The sequence below is a fragment of the Geothrix fermentans DSM 14018 genome (genome assembly GCF_000428885.1).
Taxonomy (GTDB): Bacteria; Acidobacteriota; Holophagae; order Holophagales; family Holophagaceae; genus Geothrix; species Geothrix fermentans.
Genome location: NZ_AUAU01000019.1, coordinates 37,248 through 52,650 on the forward strand (window position 1 = coordinate 37,248; position 15,403 = coordinate 52,650).

Here is a 15,403-nt window from a genome sequence, read left to right on the forward strand (position 1 = left end):
AGCCCCAGGACGCCGCATGATCCGGTCACCCCTTCGCCCCAGTCCGCCCCGGGCCCCGCTCGGGTGGGCGGCGGCCGGGCTGGTCCTCCTGCAGGCCTGCGGGTCCGGCGGCTCCCCTGCGCCCTCCGCCCCCCCGCCGCCGGGACCCCCCGTGGCGAACTGCGCCCCCGCCCCCACCTCCACCCGGACCGTCAGCGTGAAGGACGCGCCCTACGGCGCCAAGGGCGACGGCCTCACCGATGACACCGCCGCCCTCCAGAAGGCCCTGGACGCCATGGTCGGCACCGGCGGCACGGTCTCGGTGCCCGCGGGGACCTACCTGGTGGACGCTGTCACCTCGCTGCATCTCAGAAGCGGCCAGACCCTCTCCCTGGCCTCAGGCGCGGTCCTGAAGGCCATCCCCAATGGCTCCTCCAACTACACCATCCTCCGCATCTCCGGTGTCTCGAACGTGAACGTGGTGGGAGGCACGCTGCTGGGCGACCGCGCCGCCCACACGGGCACCAGCGGCGAGCAGGGGATGGGGATGCGGATCACGGGAAGCGCCCAGCGCATCGCCGTGGTGGGCGTCACCGCCCGGGAGTGCTGGGGGGACGGCTTCACCATCGGCGGGGCCAGCGACGTCACCCTCTGCAGCGTCACCGCGGACCACAACCGCCGCCAGGGCCTGTCCATCACCAGCGGGAGCCGCATCGTCGTCAAGGACTCCACCTTCACCAACAGCCGGGGGACGATCCCCGAGGACGGCCTCGACATCGAGCCCAACAGCGGCGAGACGGTGGACACCGTCCTCGTCACGGGCTGTGTCTTCTCGAACAATGCCGGGGACGGCGTCGAGAACGGCGTGCCCACCGCCTACACGGGCCTGGCCTTCATCCGCAACGTGGTGATCGAGGGCAACACCATGAGCGGCAACGGCGTGAACACGCTCCACTCGGGCCCCCGCAGCGGCATCGAGGTGTCGAACACCAGCGGCCACATCCTCCGGAACAACGTCATCCAGGGCAACGCGGGCTATGGCATCTACCTGCGGGATGGGGTCACGGGCACCACCGTAACCCGCAACACGGTGACCCAGAACACCCTGAACGGCATCCTCGAGTACCGCTCCTCGGGCAACACCATCACGGACAACACGCTCTCCGGCAACGGAGTCCCGCCATGAGGAGGTCCCCTTGATCCAGGAGCTGGCCCACGAGGTGCCGCACCGTGCCGTCTCCGGGGCCTCGGCCGTCCTGGGGGGCGGGGGGAACCTCGTGCGGTTCTGGGAGCTGCGGGGCCGGCCCGTGTTCGAGGCGCAGGGCGTGTGGTGGGGCCATCACCGGGGCCCCTTCTACACGAGCCTCCCCTTCCAGCTGCAGGTGGACATCGGTCCCGAGGAGGCCCGGGAGGTCCTCCAGGGGGCGCGGGTCTGGGGCCTGAGCTTCCCCTCCCCCCGGTCCGGTCTGCCGGGCGGACATTACGTCATCCGCCCCCAGGGCTACGACCTGGGCACCATATCCCGCAAGCAGCGCGGCCACGTGACCCGCGGGCTGGAGGACTGTGAGCTGCGGCTCCTCGACGCGGACGAGCTGCTGCGCCTGGGCCTGCCCCTGAACCGGGAGACCCTCACCCGGCAGATGCGGGAGGACGACACCTTCGAGGACCCGGCCAAGTGGAAGGCCTTCGTGAAGGCGGTGGCCCAGTGCCCCGGCATGGTCATCCACGGCGCCTTCGTGGACGGCCGGCTCGCCACCTACCTGATCTCCTGCAGGGACGGCCAGTGGCTGCACCTCATCTACAAGATGTCCACCCGGGCGGAGCAGGACCACTACCCCAACCATGCCCTGGACTTCTCCATCATCCGGGACGCCGCGGCGGATCCGGGCATCCGGTTCATCGGGAACGGGATGACCTCCATCCTGCCCAACGAGGGGCTGGACCGGTACAAGCGCCAGCTCGGCTACCAGCTGGAGCCCCACAACTTGAGCATCCACATCCACCCCTGGCTGGGCCCCCTGCTGAACACCGGGACGGCGCTGGCCTGGGCCCGGAAAGCCCAGGATCTGTTCCCGGACAACGCGCGCCTCGGCTACTACTCGAGGATCCTCGAAGGGGCCCGCCTAAGCCGGCTGCCCTGAGGCCGGTTGCCGCTAGACTGGGGCCCATCCACCCCGCCGCCCCTGCCCCGCCCGCGCCTCTGCGCCGAGGCTTCCGCGTCCCCGGGGCGGCGGGAGGGGCGCATGGCATTCCGATGGATCCTGGGTGTGGTGGCGGCGCTGCTGGCGGCCGGGGGCGGCCTCCGGGCCCAGGGGACCCTCCCGGACGAGCGGCCCGCGGACTTCAAGGTGGCCTCCGGGAGCTGGGACCACGTGCGCCGCGAGGTGATGATCCCCATGCGGGACGGGGTGAAGCTGAAGACCATCATCCTCGTGCCGAAGGGCGCCAGGGACGCCCCGATCCTGCTGACGCGGACGCCCTACAACGCCGCCGAGCAGACGGGCCATGCGGCCAGTCCCCGCCTGGGCGCCGTGCTCCAGGGCTACGACAATGTGGCCGACCTCATCGTCGAGGGCGGCTACATCCGCGTGATCCAGGACATCCGCGGGAAGTACGGCTCCGAGGGCGGCTACGTCATGAACCGGCCCCTGCGGGGCCCCCTCAACCCCAGCGCCGTGGACCACAGCACGGACACCTGGGACACCCTCGACTGGCTGGTGAAGCATGTGCCCGAGAGCAACGGCCGCGTGGGCATCCTGGGCATCTCCTACGACGGCTTCCTGCCCCTCATGGCCCTGGCGGATCCGCACCCGGCCCTGAAGGCGGCGGTGCCCATGAACCCCATGGTGGACGGCTGGCGGGGGGACGACTGGTTCCACCACGGGGCCTTCCGGGCCCAGAACCTGAGCTACATCTACGAGCAGCAGGCCACCCGGGCCAACGAGGCCAAGTGGTGGACGGGCTTCCACGACGACTACGACCTGTTCCTCAAGGCGGGCTCCACCGGGACCCTGGCGGCCAGCCGGGGCATGGAGCAGCTGGGCTTCTGGCGCAAGATCACCGAACACCCCGCCTACGACGCCTTTTGGCGGGAGCAGGCCATGGACAAGATCCTCGCCGGCCGGGCCGGGAAGGGGCCGCTGAAGGTGCCCACGCTGCTGGTGCACAGCCTCTACGACGCCGAGGACATCTACGGCGCCCTGGCGGTGTGGAGGGCCCTGAAGCCCAAGGACACCGGGGGCGACCGCCTGTTCCTGGCCATGGGCCCCTGGAGCCACGGCGGCGAGATCGGCGAGGGCAGCTCCCTCGGGCCCCTGCGCTTCGGCCAGGACACGGCCCTGCAGTTCCGCCGCGAGATCCTGAAGCCCTTCCTCGACCAGCACCTGAAGGGGGCCGCCAAGGCCGACCTGCCACCGGTGAGCGCCTTCGAGACGGGCACCAACACCTGGAAGAGGCTCCCGGCCTGGCCCCTGGCCGGGGAGGGTTCGGCCGTCCGCGCCACACCCTTCTACCTGGGGGCGGGACTGACGGTGTCCACCGCCGCTCCCATGGCCGGAGGAGCGCCCTTCGAGGAGTACGTCTCGGATCCGGCCAAGCCCGTGCCCTTCCGCGCCCGGCCCATCCAGGCCGTGGGCTACGACGCCGCCCACACCTGGCCCCAGTGGCTCACGGACGACCAGCGCGAGGCCTCGGGCCGCACGGACGTGCTGGCCTTCGTCTCCGAGCCCCTGAAGGAGCCCCTGCGCATCGCCGGCGAGCCCGTGGCGAACCTGGTGGCCTCCACCTCGGGCACGGACTCGGACTGGGTGGTGAAGGTCATCGATGTCTACCCCGACGAGGTGTCGGCCCAGCCCGCCATGGGCGGTTACCAGCTCATGGTCTCCGCGGACATCTTCCGGGGCCGCTACCGCGAGAGCGTGGAGACGCCCCGGGCGCTCAAGCCCGGCGAGCCCCTGGTCTACCGCTTCGCCCTGCCCGCCGCCAACCACGTCTTCCTGCCGGGCCACCGCGTGATGGTGCAGGTGCAGTCCACCTGGTTCCCCCTCTACGAGCGCAACCCCCAGACCTTCGTGCCCAACATCTTCTTCGCGCGGCCCGGGGACTACCGGAAGGCCACCCAGCGCATCTACCATGCGCCGGGGCAGGCCAGCTTCGTGGAGCTGCCGGTGGTGCCCTAGAGAGCGCCGCCGAGGTCTCGCAGATGGTAGGTTGATGGCCATCCCTCCCGGAGATCAGAGATGAGACCCACCTTCGCACCCGTCCTCTCCGCGGCCGCCCTGGTCCTGTCCATGGGCTGCACGGAGCCCGCCTTCACCCCTGCGAAGGCGCGGGTGGGCATGACCGAGGAGCAGGTGGTCGCGGTCCTGGGCCGGCCGACGGCCACCGTCGTCCAGGGGGGCGTCACCTTCCTGGAATACGAGACCTACGACCAGGACCGCTGGTTCAGCTCCGGCCGCAAGGAGAACGTGCAGGTCTTCGTGGTGCGGCTCACCGGCGGCAAGGTCGATGCGGTGGGGAAGAAGGGGGACCTCGAGGACCCCAAGGCGCCCGCGACCCGGATCGAGGGCTACCGGAAGCCCGGCGCCGAGACGGCTGCGGCGGGCGGGGCGCCCTTCGATCTGCGGGCCGAGCTGGAGAAGCTCGAGAAGATGAAGCGGGACGGCCTGATCAGCGAGGCCGAGTTCAGGGACCTCCGGCAGCACGCCCTGGACAAGGCGAAGTCCCAGTAGGGACGCCTAGCGCAGGGCTCGAAGCAGCTCCTCCACGAAGGCCGGCACCAGGTCCGTGGCGCGGCCGGCGCGGTGCTCCTGGAAGGCGTCCACCACGCGGCTGGGCTCGAGGTTGAGCTCCACCGTGCGGGCCTCCGGCCCCACGGCCCCCACGAAGCCGGCGGCGGGGTACACGTGGCCGCTGGTGCCGATGGCGGCGAAGAGCGCGCAGCGCTCCAGCGCGTCGAAGATGCGGTCCATGCCGAGGGGTACCTCGCCGAACCAGACGATGTGGGGCCGGATCCGGCCCCGCCCGCAAACCGGGCAGCGGCTGTCGGCATCCATGTCGCCAGGCCATGGCAGCACGGTGCGGCAGCCCAGGCAGCGGGCCTTCAGCAGCTCGCCGTGCATGTGCAGCAGGTTTTGCGAGCCGGCCCGGTCGTGGAGGTCGTCCACGTTCTGGGTCACCAGCAGCACCTGGCCGGGCCACTCCCGCTCCAGCCGGGCGAGGGCCAGGTGGGCGGCATTGGGCTGGACGGCCGGAAGGCCCCGCCGCCGCTCGTTGTAGAAGCGGTAGACCAGGGCAGGGTTGCGCTGGAAGGCCTCGGGTGTGGCCACGTCCTCCACCCGGTGGTTCTCCCAGAGCCCGTCCGCGTCGCGGAAGGTGCGCACCCCGCTTTCCGCGGAGATCCCCGCGCCGGTGAGGATCACGATGGAGGCATCGCGGGGGAGGGCCATCGGGGACTCCGGATCTCCTATCGTGCGAGATCCAGCACCCGGCCGTCCACGGCGCCCGGTGTCAGGCCCAGTTCGCGGGCCAGGGTGGGGGCCAGGTCCACGGTGCGGACGGGATCGGGGCGCTCGCCGGCCTTCCAGGGGCCCCAGAAGATGAGGGGCACGCGCCGGTCGTAGGCGTAGGGGGTGCCGTGGCCCGTGGGCCAGTCCGTGGGCGGCACGCCGAAGACCACCCAGGGCTTGAAGGCCACGAGGACATCGCCGCTGCGCTCCGCCCGGAAGCTGCGGCGCAGGAGGACGCGCAGGCTGCTGTCCCGGGGGCTGCCCGTGGCGGTGGGGTCCGTGGCCGCCAGTTCCTCGGCGGTGAAGGCGTCGGCCACCTCGGGCCGGGCCCGCAGCCAAGCCTGGATGCGCGCCACCACGGCTTTCCGGTCGAGACCCGCGGCCTTCACGGCCGCCTCGCGCAGGTAGAGGTCGTTGGGCTCCGGGGCCTCCTGGACGAGGTCCGCCTCCACCTTGAAGGCGGTCTTCAGTTCGGCCCGCAGCTCCGCGAGGAACGCCGCCGGGCTCAGGCGCCGGGCCGGGAAGCCGTTCTCGGCCAGGGCCTCGGGCAGGTCCATGCCGCCGTGGTCCGCGCTGAGGACCACCCAGGCGCCGGGGTCGCGGCGGCGGGCGGCCTCCAGCAGCCTTCCCAGGGTGCGGTCCAGGCGGTGGATCTGGTCGCGCATCTCCGTGCCCAGGGTGCCGTAGCCATGGCCGATGTAGTCCGTGGCGGAGAAGCTCACGGCCAGCAGGTCCGTGGCGGGCCCCCGGCCCAGCTGCTCGCCCTCCAGCAGGGCCTCGGCGGCCTCCAGGGTGACCTCGTCCAGGAAGGGCGACTTGCGGAAGCGGGCCTCGAAGCCCTTGTCCAGGGGCATGCCCGCCCCCTGGATGAGGCGCGGCAGGGCGCCGTTGCGGATGACCTGGCCCGGGAAGGTCCAGCTGGCCGTGCGGCCCTCGGGCGTCGAAGGCTCCTTCGTCCACAGCCAGCTCCGCGTGGCGAAGCGTTCCGTCAGGCCCGCGTCGAAGCGGACCAGCCACTCGGGGAGGCGGGCCGCGTAGGCGGAGGAGCTGGTGAAGCCCGCCGCGCCCGTGAACCAGAAGGCGCCCGTGGGCTTGCGTCCGGCCATGAGGATGGCCGCCCGGTCCTTGCCCGAGACCGTGAAGGCCCGGCTTCCGGGCACCTGGGCCTGGAGCCAGTCGCCGAGGCCGTCGCCCAGGAAGCGGGCATTGGAGGCGCTGGCCTGGTCCCGGGCGTGCAGGGCCTTGGCGCCGGGGTCCTCCACGCAATAGACGAAGCGGTCCGCGGCGCGGTCGAACCAGCGGTTCTCCACGATGCCCGTGTGGGCGGGGAAGCGGCCCGAGAGCAGCACGGAATGGCCCGGACCGGTCTCCGTGAACCCGTGGTCGTGGTAGGCCTCGGTGAAGGAGGCGCCCTCCCGGCGCAGGCGGGCCAGGCCGCCCGTCAGCTCGGGGCCGTAAGTCTGCATCAGCTCCGCCGAGAGCTGGTCCACGGAGACCACCACCACCAGCCGGGGCCGGGGCGGGGCCGCCGCGAGGCCGAGGGCCGCCAGGAGCAGGGCGGGGAGGAGGGGCCGCAGGGCGGGGCGGGCCATCAGAAGGTCACGCCCACGCCGAAGGTCCAGAGGCGCTCGAACTCCTGGCCGCTGCCCTGGGCGTTGAAGTAGGCGGCCAGGTCCGAGGCGCTGCGGAGCTCCACGGGCCGGTCCTTGCTGGTGGGCTGCTGGTAGCTGGCGGCCAGGTAGGGGTGGACCGCCACGCTGGGGATGCGCCAGCGGGCGCCCACCCGCAGCCAGGTGCGGCTCAGGTCCTTGGCGCTCGAAGCGCCCGCCGTGTCCACGGTGTAGCGCTGGAGGCGCTGGATGAGGCCGATCTCGCCGGCGATCCCCACGAAGGGCACCCAGACCTGGGCGTTGAGCCCCAGACCCAGACCCTGCTGCTTCAGCCTCGTGCCCTGGGTGGTGGCGCCGTTGGCCAGGCTGCCATCCGCCGTGAACTGGGAGTATTCGAGGCCGGTCTCCAGCTTCAGGAGGGGGCCCACCTGGAAGATCTGGCGGTTCACGGTGGCGATGAAGCCCTTCCCCGTGTCGAAGTCCCCGGCCGCCAGCTGACCCGTGCCGCTGATCAGGGTCTGGGGCAGGTTCTGGCCCGTGGGCCGGGGCACTTCCAGGCGCAGGTCCCACTGCGCGGAGAGCGGCAGGGCGGCGGCGAGCAGGGCGGGCAGGACGGCAAGGCGCATCGGGGCTCCGGTGAAACCCCGATCATACCGGCCGCAGGCGCCAGGCCCCCAGCGGCGTGTAACTTCCATGGGGCCCGCTCTCGAAGAGCACCAGGCGATCCGCCGCGAAAGCCGCGGGGGCGGGATCCGCCAGGCCCGCCAGGGAAAGGGGCTGGCGCAGCCGGGCCAGGGTGAGGTGGGCGCGGAAGGGCCTGGCGTCGAAGACCTCGCCCGCGGCGGCCAGGGCCCGGCGGAGGTCTCCGGCGAGAGCCTCGAGGGCCGGAGAGGGTTCAAGGCCCAGCCAGAGCACCCGGGCCCTGCCGCGCTCCGGGAATCCACCCAGCCTCGCGGTCCTCAGGGTGAAGGTCCGGTGCCGGTCCGCAACGGCGGCGGCGATGCCTTCCAGGACGGGCAGGGCCTCCGCCGGCCGCTCGCCCAGGAAGGCCAGCGTCACGTGCAGCCCCTCGGGCCTCGCCCAGCGCGCCGGGGGCAGGGCCGGCCGCCAGAGGCCCAGGGCCTCCCGCAGCTCCGGCGGCAGGGGGAGGGCGAAGAAGAGCCTCAGCGCCCGTTCCGCCACTTGATGGAGCAGCCCATGCTCGGGTGCTGGACCTCCAGGGGATCCTCGCCCGCCAGCACGCGCTCGATGGCGATCCGCAGGTCCCGCCGGGTGACGTGGGCAGCGTCCTTCCAGTTGTCGTCCAGGCGGCCCCGGTACACCAGGCGGCGGTGCTGGTCGAAGAGGAAGAAGTCCGGCGTGCAGACGGCGCCGAAGCTCCGGGCCACGGACTGCTCCTCGTCCCAGAGGTAGGGGAAGACGTAGCCCTTGGCCGCGGCCCGGGCCCGCATGGCCTCGAAGCTGTCATCCGGGTAGGTCTCCGCGTCGTTGGCATTGAGGCCCACCACGGCGCAGCGCCCCTGGTAGGCCCTGGCCAGCGCGTTGATGCGGTCGTCCACGGCCTGCACATAGGGGCAGTGGTTGCACATGACCACCACCAGCAGGGCCGGGCAGTGGAAGTCGCGCAGGGACCAGAGGCGCCCGTCCACCCCCGGCAGCGTGAAGTCCGGACAGGCCGTGCCGAGCGGGACCATGGTGGATTCCGTCAGGGCCATGGGGACCTCCGGGTTGGCCCCTCCATCGTACGCCCGCAGGCAAGCAGACCATGCCGAGGTCATTTTTTTGACTTGACCCCCCTGCCCCTGCCTCTAGGCTGAATCCAACCAAGGAGCCCATGTCCCAGCTGCCGCGCCTTCACTGGTCCACCCTCGGGGACGACACCGGGGGATTGGAGCATCGGTGGGCGGGGCTGTGGGACGTGACCGTGGACCGGGGAGCCTCCCCGGCCCTGCCGCCCAAGGACACGGACCTGTGGGTGGTCAACGCGCGAGGCGCCTGGCCGCCGCCGGAGATGATCCGCATGATGGCCGAGGTGGCGGCCCTGCCCATCCTCCTGGGCCTGAAGGCCGACGCCCCTCCCATGGATCCCAAGGCCCTGACCGAGTGGGGCGCCCTGGGCAGCGTGCGCTGGGGCATCCTGGGCCCTGAGCCCCCCATGCCCGGCCTGCGTCCCCGCTCGGGCAACACCACGCAGCTGAGCGCCTCCCAAGCCCTGGCCTTCGGCCTCATCGGCACCAGCCCCGCCATGCAGGAAGTGCTGGCCCGGGCCCGGGCCGCCTCCGCCACCCGGGCCACGGTGCTGCTGCTGGGCGAGAGCGGCACGGGCAAGGAGGTCATCGCCCGGGCCATCCACCGCATGAGCGCGGATGCGGCCGAGCCCTTCGTGGCCGTCCACTGCGGCGCCATCCCCGAGAACCTGCTGGAGTCCGAGCTCTTCGGCTACAACAAGGGCGCCTTCACGGACGCCCGCAAGGACACGCCGGGCAAGTTCCGCGAGGCCCAGGGCGGCACCATCTTCCTGGATGAGGTCGGCACCATGCCCCTGGGCGCCCAGGTGCGCCTGCTGCGCGTGCTCCAGGAGCGCGAAGTGCAGCCCCTGGGCGGCGGTGCGCCCGTGAAGGTCGACGTGCGGGTTGTGACGGCCTCCAACGTGGACCTCTGGTCCAAGGTGCAAGACGGCAGCTTCCGCGAGGACCTGTTCTACCGCCTGGAGGTGGTGCCCATCCTCATGCCGCCCCTGCGGACGAGGATCGAGGAGATCCCCTTCCTGGCCCAGCACTTCCTCAACCGGAAGGCGCGGGAGCACGGGCTGTATCCCAAGGCCCTGCATCCCAGCGTGGACCCGCTGCTCATGGCCCTGCCCTGGCCCGGCAACGTGCGCCAGCTGGAGAACGCCATTGAGCGGGCCATCGTGCTCTCAGGTACGCGCCCCGTGCTCACGCGGGAGGACTTCGCCTTCCTGGCGGAGCGCCTGGGCCTGGCGGAGCGGACGGGTGGAAGCCCCCCGGCCCCGAACGTGGTGCCCGCCGCCTTCGTCCCGCCGCCGCCCCCCGCCTTCCCGGCGGGGCCCCCGATCCCGTCGCCCACGCCGGCCTTCGGCCTCGACCTGCCCGCCGAGGGCCTGGACCTGAACCAGGTGGTGTCGGACATGGAGAAGACGCTCATGCTCCAGAGCCTCGCCATCACCCGCGGCAACAAGAAGCGGGCCGCCGACCTGCTGGGCCTCAAGCGCACGACCTTCCTGGAGAAGATGAAGCGGCTCGATCTGGAGGACGGGGAGCCCGCCGAGTCCGCGGAGGCCTGAAGCCCCCTGCTAACCTGAGGGCATGGCGAATGCGACGCATCTGAGGTGGAAGCTGGAGGTGCCCGACCCCCAGGAAGAGGCGCTCTGCGCCTGGCTGGAGGGCGAGGGATCCTCGGCCTTCTACCGCGAGGCCGATCCGCCGCGGGCCTGCTTCGCCTATTTCCCCCCGGACCAGGCGCCCCCGGAGGCCGCGGGGCTGGCGGCCTTCCCGGGTGTGCGGCTGCTGGAGGCCGAGGCCTTCGGCGACGAAGACTGGCTGGCCAAGAGCCGGGAGGGCTTCGGCGCCTTCGAGGTGGGCACGCGCTTCCATGTGCGGCCCCTCTGGGATGAGACCCCCGGCCCCGCGGATCGGCTCGACCTGGTGGTGAACCCGGGCCTGGCCTTCGGCACCGGCGGCCACGAAACCACGCGCCTCTGCATGGAGCTGCTGGAGGAACTGGCCGATGCCGGCCGCCTGGAGGGTCCCATCCTCGACATCGGCGCGGGCACGGGCATCCTCTCCCTGGCGGCTTTCCTGCTGGGCGGGCGCGGCCTCATGGCCTTCGACATCGACCCCGACTGCGGCCCGGCCATGGCGGAGCTCATGGAATTGAACGCCCACCTGCTGAAGGGCGCACGGCCCTACGACAGCTTCGTGGGCACCCTGGACCACCCGAAGGTGCAGGGTCCCTACGCCGGGCTCCTGGCCAACATCCTGCTGGAGACCATCCAGGACCTGCTGCCCCGCATGGCCGAGGTGGCCGCTCCCGGCGGCTGGCTGGTGGCCAGCGGCATCCTGGCGGAGCGCACGGACGAGGCCCTGGTGAGCCTCGTCTCGCACGGGTTCAAGCCGGAGAAGGTGCTGAAGGAGGGCGAGTGGATCGCCGTGCTGGCGGTGCGGGTGTCGGCATGAAGGGATTCACCACGGAGACACGGAGATCACCGAGAAGAGAGCACGGAGGTTCTCTGCAACCTCCAATCTTTCCTCCGTGTTTTTCCTCCGTGTCCTCCGTGTCTCTGTGGTGGCTCTCATGAGCCGCGCGGACCGTCCCATCGGCGTCTTCGACTCGGGCATCGGCGGCCTGACGGTCATCCACGCCCTGCGCCAGATGCTGCCCCAGGAGGAGCTGATCTACCTGGGCGACACGGCGCGGCTGCCCTATGGCACCAAGAGCCACCACACCATCGAGCGCTACACCCTGCAGATGGGCGAGCTGCTCCAGCGCCACGACCCCAAGCTCATCGTCATCGCCTGCAACACCGCCAGCGCCCATGGCCTGCCCGCCCTCCAGGCCGTGAGCCCCTGTCCGGTCATCGGCGTGATCGAACCGGGCGCCGAGGCCGCGGCGGAGGCGCCCGGCGCGGTCGGCGTCATCGGCACCCTGGCCACCGTGGGCAGCGGCGCCTACGAGGCCGCCATCCTCCGCCGCGATCCCGCCAAGGTCATCCACAGCGTGGCCTGTCCCCTCCTGGTGCCCCTGGCGGAGGAGGGCTGGTTCGACGACCCCGTCACCGACACCGTCTGCCGTCGCTACCTGGACCTGCTGCCCGCGGAGGTGCGGACCGTGGTGCTGGGCTGCACCCACTACCCCACCCTGCTGCCCAGCCTGGAGCGCTGCCGCCCCGGCACCCGCTGGATCGACAGCGGGCGGGTCACCGCCAGGGCCGTGGACCGCCTGCTCCAGGGCAGCCTGGGCTACCGGACGCGAAGCGCCCGCGGCGACCTCCGCGTCATGCTCACGGACGCCAGCAGCCGCCTCAAGGAGGTGGGCAGCCGCTTCCTGGAAGAGGCTGTGGGGGATGTGGAGGTCGTGGATATCTAGAACGGCGGGTGGGGGAGGGCGGCATGGCTGAGGATCTGGAGATCCGGGAGCTCCGGCCGGAGGAGTCCGAACGGCTGGGCCGGCTCATGGTCGAGGTCTACTCGGGACTGGAGGGCTTCCCCTCGCCCGAGGCTCAGCCCCAGTACTACGCGATGCTCGCCCGGATCGGCGCCTTCTCGGAGAAGAAGGACGCCAGGGTGCTCGTGGCCCTGACGGCGGCCGGGGAGCTGGCCGGAGGCGTCGTCTACTTCGCGGATATGGCCGAGTACGGCTCCGGTGGCACGGCCACGGCGGCCAGGAACGCCTCGGGCATCCGCCTCCTGGGTGTGGACCCCAGGTACCGGGGCCTGGGGGCGGGGAAGGCCCTGACGCAGGCCTGCATCCGCCTCGCGGAGGCCCGGGGCCACGCCCAGGTGATCCTGCACACCACCGCGGCCATGCGCGTGGCCTGGGAGCTGTACGAGCGCCTGGGGTTCCGGCGGTCGGAGGACCTCGACTTCATGCAGGGCGAGCTGCCGGTCTTCGGGTTCCGGCTCCGGCTGGCCGCCTCCTAGGCCGCGCCGGGGAGGGTGAACGCCACGCAGGTGCCCTTCCCCTCGATGCTCTCGATGCGGATGTCGCCCCCATGGCTGCGGACGATCTCGCGGCAGATGCTGAGGCCCAGGCCCGTACCCCGGCCTTCGGGCTTGGTGGTGAACATGGGGCGGAAGACCTGGCCCAGAAGGTCGGCGGGGATGCCCTGCCCCGAGTCCCGGAAGCGGATCTCCCACCAGAGGCCGCCCGGAGTGCTCTCCTCGGCGGGTCTCGCGGACAGCCGCACGGTGCCGCCGCCGGGCATGGCGTCCACGGCGTTCTTCATGAGGTTCAGGAAGAGCTGCTCCATCTGCTTGCGGTCCACATTCAGGCAGCACCCTGCGGGCACGTCCGTCTCCACGGCCACCCCGTGGGAGGTCAGGGTGGGGGCCCAGAGCTGGTGGAGGTCCGTCAGGAGGTCCAGGAAGGACTGGACCTCCTGGTGCAGCTGGGGCCGCCGGGTGAGGTCCAGCATGCGTCGGACGATGCCGCTCACCCGCTGGATCTGGGCCTGGATGACGCCGAGGCGCTCGCGCACCTTGTCCGGCAGGTCCGTCTGTCCCTCCATGAGCTGGAGGTGGCCGTTCACCAGGTTGAGGGGCGTGCCCACCTCGTGGGCGAAGGTGGCGGCCAGCTGGCCCGCCACCGCCAGCCGCTCCTGGGAGGCCAGCTCCTCCCGCAGGAGGGCGTTGCGCTCGGCCATGGCCGCCAGCTCCACGTTCTTGGCCTGGAGCTCCATCAGGGCGGCGTCGATGCGGTCCTGGAGGTTGGCATTGAGGCCCCGGATCTCGTGGATGAGGGCCTCACGCTCCTCTCCGGCCCGCTGGAGCTGCTCGGCCATGCCGTTGAACTGCGCCGCGATGAGGCCCAGCTCGTCGCTGCGCTTGATGGGGATGCGGGCCCCGGCCTCGCCCCGCTCCAGCTGCTCCATGGCCAGGACGGTGGCCTCGATGGGATCGCTGATGAGCACCCGGAGGATGAGCCAGAGGAGGATGAACTCGCCGAGGAGGACGCCCGGCAGCGTTCGCAGGGTGCGCTTCAGGTTGTTGTCCCAGACCACCTCCCAGCGCTCCAGGTCGCAGTAGACCCGGATGAGGCCCAGGGGCGGCACTCCCGGCTTGTGGAGCCGGATGGGCTGGTAGACCTTCCAGGCGCGCCCTCCGGTGTTCAGGTCCACGAGCTCGGCCTGGGGCTTCGTGATGGAGAGGTACGAGCCGATCTCCGGGCCCCACTCCACGGAGGCCTCGTCTCCGGAGGAGCGCACCAGCTCGACCTCGCTGCTCTTCCCCACCCGGCGGAAGACGTCGATCTGGAAGATGCTGCGGTCGGGCCCCGCGATGCTCTCCAGCAGCTGATCCAGCTTGTCGGCATCCTTGAAGTTGGGATCCCGCTCCACGATGTCGGTCTCCACGGTCCCGGCCGTCTCGATGGTGAGCTGCCGCGAATAGTTCTCCAGCTCGCGGCGGCTGTTGCGGGTGATGGAGTAGGCCACGGCCACGGTAAGCACGCTGGTGACCAGGCCCAGCAGGAGGAAGAGCTTGGCGTGCACGCTGCGCAGCCAGGCCAGGGGGCGGATCCGCACGCGCCAGAAGCTCATCGCGGCGCAGCTCCGGGGAGGGGCAGGCCCAGGGCGGGACGGAGGACCCGGGCGAAGGCGGCGGGGGACTGGTCCGCGGCCGCGGCCCTGAACCGGTCGAAGGCCGCCTGCCGGGCCTCGGCGACGTCGCCCAGGACCTCCAGCACGCCGCCGGCGAGGAGGCTGCGCCCGTGGTCGCGCAGCCGGCCCTCCGCGGCCCAGAGCAGGGCCTCCAGGGCCGCCAGGTCATGGTGGTCCCCGAGGGCGGTCTGGAGGGCGCGCAGGTCCCTGAGCACGGCCTCGGGCGCGGCGGCGAAGGCGCCTTCCAGGGCCTCCACGGCATAGCGTAGCTTCTTGATGCGCACCCGGGCCTTGTGGAGGGCCGGGGCGTCCTCCTGGGCCGCGAGGTCCGGCAGCCCGCCGAGGGCGGCCTCCGCGCGGGGCTCCAGGCAGACCCAGGCCGCCTCCTGGAGCGAGGCTGGCTGGAAGGGGTCCCGCAGGCTGGGCACCTCCAGGAGTTTGTCCAGGTCCGGCAGGCGGAGGTCCTCCAGCTCTTTGTGCATGGCGCGGCGGGCCTTGGCCCGGGCCCGATCCACCTCCTCCAGCAGATGCTCCAGCACGGCCTCCTGGGCAGGCTCTGCGGATTCCCGGCGGCGCGCCTCCAGATGGCGGGCATGGACGTCCAGCTCCCGCGGGAGGCCCAGGATGTCCACGAGGCCCTTCAGGGCCCGCCGCTGCCGCTTGTGGCTTGGGTAGGCCCCGGGGTCCACCAGGTCGAGGACCGCCCCCAGGCGCCGGGCCGACACGCGCACCTGGTGCAGGGGCTCCTCCTCCGCAGACCACCCCTCCGTGGCCAGCAGCGCCTGGAGTCCCGCCAGCCGCACCTCCAAGGCGCGGTGGAGCAGGATCGCCAGCTCGGCCGGATGCATCCCATGATTTTAGGGGCCGTTTCGAAACCACCAGCGCTTTTCTGGTGGCTTCGTTAGGGTCCCTTATGCCGCGCCAACCGCCCGGGATGGCCAACAAACTTCGAAGGCGCGGCTTAGACGTAC

Annotated in this window: 15 protein-coding genes; 8 read left to right on the forward strand and 7 right to left on the reverse strand. The window is 71.7% G+C overall.

Features of this window, described 5'->3' with window-relative positions; all coding sequences use genetic code 11:
- Positions 1 to 16 precede the first annotated feature (16 nt).
- From G398_RS0107975 to G398_RS0107990, 4 genes are all read left to right on the forward strand, one after another.
- The gene (locus G398_RS0107975) at positions 17 to 1,165 is read left to right on the forward strand and encodes a right-handed parallel beta-helix repeat-containing protein (protein WP_084512252.1); all 1,149 of its coding nucleotides are present in this window, start codon (positions 17 to 19) and stop codon (positions 1,163 to 1,165) included.
- A gap of 10 nt (positions 1,166 to 1,175) precedes the next feature.
- Positions 1,176 to 2,120 carry a GNAT family N-acetyltransferase gene (locus G398_RS0107980; RefSeq protein WP_026853207.1) on the forward strand — a complete coding sequence of 315 codons (945 nt, stop codon included), beginning with the start codon at positions 1,176 to 1,178 and terminating at the stop codon, positions 2,118 to 2,120.
- Positions 2,121 to 2,222: 102 nt separating this feature from the next.
- Complete coding sequence (locus tag G398_RS0107985) at positions 2,223 to 4,157, forward strand: CocE/NonD family hydrolase (RefSeq protein ID WP_026853208.1); 1,935 nt, start codon at positions 2,223 to 2,225, stop codon at positions 4,155 to 4,157.
- Positions 4,158 to 4,217: 60 nt separating this feature from the next.
- Positions 4,218 to 4,709: a hypothetical protein gene (locus G398_RS0107990; protein ID WP_026853209.1), complete on the forward strand. Its 492-nt coding sequence runs from the start codon at positions 4,218 to 4,220 to the stop codon at positions 4,707 to 4,709.
- Positions 4,710 to 4,715: 6 nt separating this feature from the next.
- Here the strand turns inward: G398_RS0107990 and cobB are convergent, their stop codons facing one another.
- The 5 genes from cobB to G398_RS0108015 are packed head-to-tail and all read right to left on the reverse strand — an operon-like array spanning position 4,716 to position 8,811.
- On the reverse strand, positions 4,716 to 5,426 hold the full coding sequence (gene cobB / locus G398_RS0107995; RefSeq protein WP_026853210.1) for a Sir2 family NAD+-dependent deacetylase: 711 nt from the start codon (positions 5,424 to 5,426) through the stop codon (positions 4,716 to 4,718).
- Between the two features lie 17 nt (positions 5,427 to 5,443).
- Positions 5,444 to 7,078, reverse strand: coding sequence for an alkaline phosphatase family protein (locus G398_RS0108000; RefSeq protein WP_026853211.1), 1,635 nt, complete (start codon positions 7,076 to 7,078; stop codon positions 5,444 to 5,446).
- Complete coding sequence (locus tag G398_RS0108005) at positions 7,078 to 7,722, reverse strand: hypothetical protein (RefSeq protein ID WP_026853212.1); 645 nt, start codon at positions 7,720 to 7,722, stop codon at positions 7,078 to 7,080. The genes G398_RS0108000 and G398_RS0108005 overlap by 1 nt, the downstream gene beginning before the upstream one ends.
- 22 nt (positions 7,723 to 7,744) lie before the next feature.
- A complete protein-coding gene (thpR, locus tag G398_RS17135; protein WP_052571678.1) occupies positions 7,745 to 8,278 on the reverse strand; it encodes an RNA 2',3'-cyclic phosphodiesterase in 534 nt (177 codons plus the stop codon).
- Complete coding sequence (locus G398_RS0108015) at positions 8,260 to 8,811, reverse strand: thioredoxin family protein (RefSeq protein WP_026853213.1); 552 nt, start codon at positions 8,809 to 8,811, stop codon at positions 8,260 to 8,262. The genes thpR and G398_RS0108015 overlap by 19 nt, the downstream gene beginning before the upstream one ends.
- Before the next feature lie 119 nt (positions 8,812 to 8,930).
- Between G398_RS0108015 and G398_RS17140 the strand changes: the two genes are divergently transcribed.
- The 4 genes from G398_RS17140 (at position 8,931) to G398_RS0108035 (ending at position 12,756) form a co-directional block, all read left to right on the forward strand.
- Positions 8,931 to 10,400 (forward strand): sigma-54 interaction domain-containing protein, encoded by a 1,470-nt coding sequence (locus tag G398_RS17140; RefSeq protein ID WP_052571679.1) that lies wholly within the window; start codon positions 8,931 to 8,933, stop codon positions 10,398 to 10,400.
- A gap of 22 nt (positions 10,401 to 10,422) precedes the next feature.
- Positions 10,423 to 11,292: a 50S ribosomal protein L11 methyltransferase gene (locus tag G398_RS19545; RefSeq protein ID WP_052571680.1), complete on the forward strand. Its 870-nt coding sequence runs from the start codon at positions 10,423 to 10,425 to the stop codon at positions 11,290 to 11,292.
- Positions 11,293 to 11,410: 118 nt separating this feature from the next.
- Positions 11,411 to 12,202 carry a glutamate racemase gene (murI, locus tag G398_RS0108030; protein WP_043484328.1) on the forward strand — a complete coding sequence of 264 codons (792 nt, stop codon included), beginning with the start codon at positions 11,411 to 11,413 and terminating at the stop codon, positions 12,200 to 12,202.
- Between the two features lie 23 nt (positions 12,203 to 12,225).
- Complete coding sequence (locus G398_RS0108035; RefSeq protein ID WP_026853215.1) at positions 12,226 to 12,756, forward strand: GNAT family N-acetyltransferase; 531 nt, start codon at positions 12,226 to 12,228, stop codon at positions 12,754 to 12,756.
- Here the strand turns inward: G398_RS0108035 and G398_RS0108040 are convergent.
- Positions 12,753 to 14,372 (reverse strand): sensor histidine kinase, encoded by a 1,620-nt coding sequence (locus G398_RS0108040; RefSeq protein WP_026853216.1) that lies wholly within the window; start codon positions 14,370 to 14,372, stop codon positions 12,753 to 12,755. The two genes, G398_RS0108035 and G398_RS0108040, sit on opposite strands and share 4 nt — an antisense overlap.
- A complete protein-coding gene (locus tag G398_RS0108045) occupies positions 14,369 to 15,280 on the reverse strand; it encodes a CHAD domain-containing protein (protein WP_026853217.1) in 912 nt (303 codons plus the stop codon). Before G398_RS0108045 ends, G398_RS0108040 begins: the two co-directional genes overlap by 4 nt.
- Between the last annotated feature and the right edge of the window lie 123 nt (positions 15,281 to 15,403).

Bases quoted from the DNA above. Each gene is read 5' to 3' on its own strand.
- G398_RS0107975 (WP_084512252.1), top strand. From the start codon at position 17: ATGATCCGGTCACCCCTTCGCCCCAGTCCGCCCCGGGCCCCGCTCGGG.
- G398_RS0107985 (WP_026853208.1), top strand. From the start codon at position 2,223: ATGGCATTCCGATGGATCCTGGGTGTGGTGGCGGCGCTGCTGGCGGCC.
- G398_RS0107990 (WP_026853209.1), top strand. From the start codon at position 4,218: ATGAGACCCACCTTCGCACCCGTCCTCTCCGCGGCCGCCCTGGTCCTG.
- cobB (WP_026853210.1), bottom strand. From the start codon at position 5,426: ATGGCCCTCCCCCGCGATGCCTCCATCGTGATCCTCACCGGCGCGGGG.
- G398_RS0108000 (WP_026853211.1), bottom strand. From the start codon at position 7,078: ATGGCCCGCCCCGCCCTGCGGCCCCTCCTCCCCGCCCTGCTCCTGGCG.
- G398_RS0108005 (WP_026853212.1), bottom strand. From the start codon at position 7,722: ATGCGCCTTGCCGTCCTGCCCGCCCTGCTCGCCGCCGCCCTGCCGCTC.
- G398_RS0108015 (WP_026853213.1), bottom strand. From the start codon at position 8,811: ATGGCCCTGACGGAATCCACCATGGTCCCGCTCGGCACGGCCTGTCCG.
- G398_RS17140 (WP_052571679.1), top strand. From the start codon at position 8,931: ATGTCCCAGCTGCCGCGCCTTCACTGGTCCACCCTCGGGGACGACACC.
- G398_RS19545 (WP_052571680.1), top strand. From the start codon at position 10,423: ATGGCGAATGCGACGCATCTGAGGTGGAAGCTGGAGGTGCCCGACCCC.
- murI (WP_043484328.1), top strand. From the start codon at position 11,411: ATGAGCCGCGCGGACCGTCCCATCGGCGTCTTCGACTCGGGCATCGGC.
- G398_RS0108035 (WP_026853215.1), top strand. From the start codon at position 12,226: ATGGCTGAGGATCTGGAGATCCGGGAGCTCCGGCCGGAGGAGTCCGAA.
- G398_RS0108040 (WP_026853216.1), bottom strand. From the start codon at position 14,372: ATGAGCTTCTGGCGCGTGCGGATCCGCCCCCTGGCCTGGCTGCGCAGC.
- G398_RS0108045 (WP_026853217.1), bottom strand. From the start codon at position 15,280: ATGCATCCGGCCGAGCTGGCGATCCTGCTCCACCGCGCCTTGGAGGTG.